This window comes from Streptomyces sp. NPDC002130 (assembly GCF_040296465.1).
In the GTDB taxonomy this organism is placed as follows: domain Bacteria; phylum Actinomycetota; class Actinomycetes; order Streptomycetales; family Streptomycetaceae; genus Streptomyces.
This window is the reverse complement of the sequence record NZ_JBEOXI010000614.1, coordinates 1-2,042: the sequence shown is the minus strand read 5'-3', so window position 1 is coordinate 2,042 and position 2,042 is coordinate 1. Positions and strand designations below refer to the sequence as shown.

Genomic DNA, 2,042 nt, shown 5'->3' with positions numbered 1-2,042 from the left:
GGCCTTGCCTCGACGGGCACCTTCGAGCCCGAGGACACCCATCAACCGTTCGACCGTGCACCGCGCGCTACCTCGATACCCTCTCGCCTCAGCTGAAGCCACACCTTGCGGGCGCCGTAGACCGAATAATTTTCGGTGTGCACCCGGCTGACCTCGACTTTAAGCCTTTCGTCGCGCAGAGACCGCCGAGACGCAGGACGGTTGCGGGCTTCGTAGTAGGTGGACGGCGCAATTGAGCAGCCGTGCTCGGTGAGCACCCTGCACATCGGCTCGACGCCGTACTTGCTCTTGATCGGTTGACGAAGTCGATGAAGTCCCCGGAAACTCCGGTGTGATTCAGCGGTGAGCCGGTCATGGTCCCGGAGAGAGATCGTGGAACGGAAGTCGAGATGTAGTCATAGATGACGGAGAGCGGGCCGCACCGAAAGGTGTGACCCGCTCTCGTCGATGTCCCATCACTCCGATCGGCGATGGACTTCTCGGAACTCTTAGTTTGCCAACACCACGATCTTGTTCGTGACCGCTGAGTTCGAGATGGTGATGGAAGGCGGTGTCGATGACGTCCCAGGGCTGAATTTCACGGTCTGGACCCCGACTTTGTAGCTGTTTTCACTCTTCCGAATACCACCGCTCTTGAGGGTGCTGTAGAAGAGTCCTCGCGCGTCGTTCGATTTCACGTAGCTCACTCGTGGTGAGACACCTGCTGGATTCGAGCTCCGATTGATCAGCGTTTCGGGGCTGTTGATGCTGCTCGCCTGCACCACGGGAATAGAGTTACTTCCGCCTTTCGGGACCAGGATCTCGATTACTTTGTCGAGGACGACTTGAACGACGACCCCCTTTGTTGCGTCCTTGAACTCCTTCTGCCAGTTGACCTTCTGGAGGTACTTCACAACTGCCCCCGCTGGGCCTTGCTGCGGTGCGACGACGGGGGTCGCGTGGACGACAGGGACGACGACGAAACCACCAAAAGCGGTGAACGCTGCGAGAGCAGCGGCAACCGTTGCAGTGCGGATGGAAGTTGACCTGGACATGTCGTTCCTCTCGGTCGGGCAGGCGCCCGGCGCGGCAACCTGCACAAACAGAGGCTAATGGGCGAACCTGCGCCGTTCAAGCACTCTGGTTGCTCCATAAATGGCACACTTGCCACATGGTGAACACAGCAGATCCCGCGTGGCTTCGATTCGTGGAGTTCGTCAAGGAAGACCTGGCGCATCTGACTCCGGTCGCACTTGCCGAAATGTTCAACGACGAAGAAGTGACACCCAAACGGATCGCGGACTGGAGGCGCGGCCACGGAAGGCCGAAATTGGCAGAACTGCCTCGCCTCAGCCTCGAGTGGACGTCATCTGCCGCTCACGACGGAGAGGTAGACGAGCTGTTCTTCGCCAGGATGCTCGATGCAGTCCCAGACGTGCAAGAGGCGCTTGCGCACGAAGTATGGCTGCACAGAAGGGTTTTCGAACTGCGCAGTGAACTCCGAGATCTCGAGATGTCGGTGCGTCATTCCGACACCACCGAGGCAACCGGCGCGATCATCGCAGCCACCACCGCGACGCAGAATTGGGCGGTCGCAGTTCAACCAGCTATTGAAGGACCCGGCGATCTTCGGTTTCACGTAGCGGACATCCTGGACTTTCGGCGGGTGTACAAGCAAGGGAACGACTCTGATGTCTCACTGCGGGACGAACGTAACGACCTGGAGAACGAACTGCATCACGTGCTGAACAGGTACGGGGCGGTCTACGCGCCTCGCGCCCCCACTCAATGGATGAGTAAGGCAGACGCGGAGGCTTCAGGGGACGCTGAACCCGACAGGTTGCGATACTCCGTCAGGCACACGATCGCCGAGCGTAGCCCGGATCGTCAGTGGCAGCACAAAGATGTCCCGGCTGTCGCCATCGTCTCGTTGACCGACGGTCCTTGGCCGGCAGATGTCGGTGCACTCCTCGCGAGAATGTTGGGTTACGGATTCTTCACTACTCGGAAAATTGCGCAAGGGTATAGGCCCAACAACAGCCTCCCCACCAGCGAAGAACTAG

The 2,042-nt window shown here is 59.4% G+C and carries 2 protein-coding genes and 1 pseudogene; 1 reads left to right on the top strand and 2 read right to left on the bottom strand.

The features are described 5' to 3' along the window. Together ABT116_RS43525 and ABT116_RS43520 are read right to left on the bottom strand one after the other, a co-directional pair. Positions 1-281: pseudogene (locus ABT116_RS43525) on the bottom strand (IS3 family transposase); the annotation flags it as partial. A gap of 207 nt (positions 282-488) precedes the next feature. Next, the gene (locus ABT116_RS43520; RefSeq protein WP_037131391.1) at positions 489-1,079 is read right to left on the bottom strand and encodes a hypothetical protein; all 591 of its coding nucleotides are present in this window, start codon (positions 1,077-1,079) and stop codon (positions 489-491) included. Between the two features lie 71 nt (positions 1,080-1,150). Here ABT116_RS43520 and ABT116_RS43515 point away from each other — a divergent pair. After that, positions 1,151-2,042, top strand: an 892-nt coding sequence (locus ABT116_RS43515; protein ID WP_351646314.1) for a hypothetical protein, incomplete at its 3' end; no start/stop codon positions are given.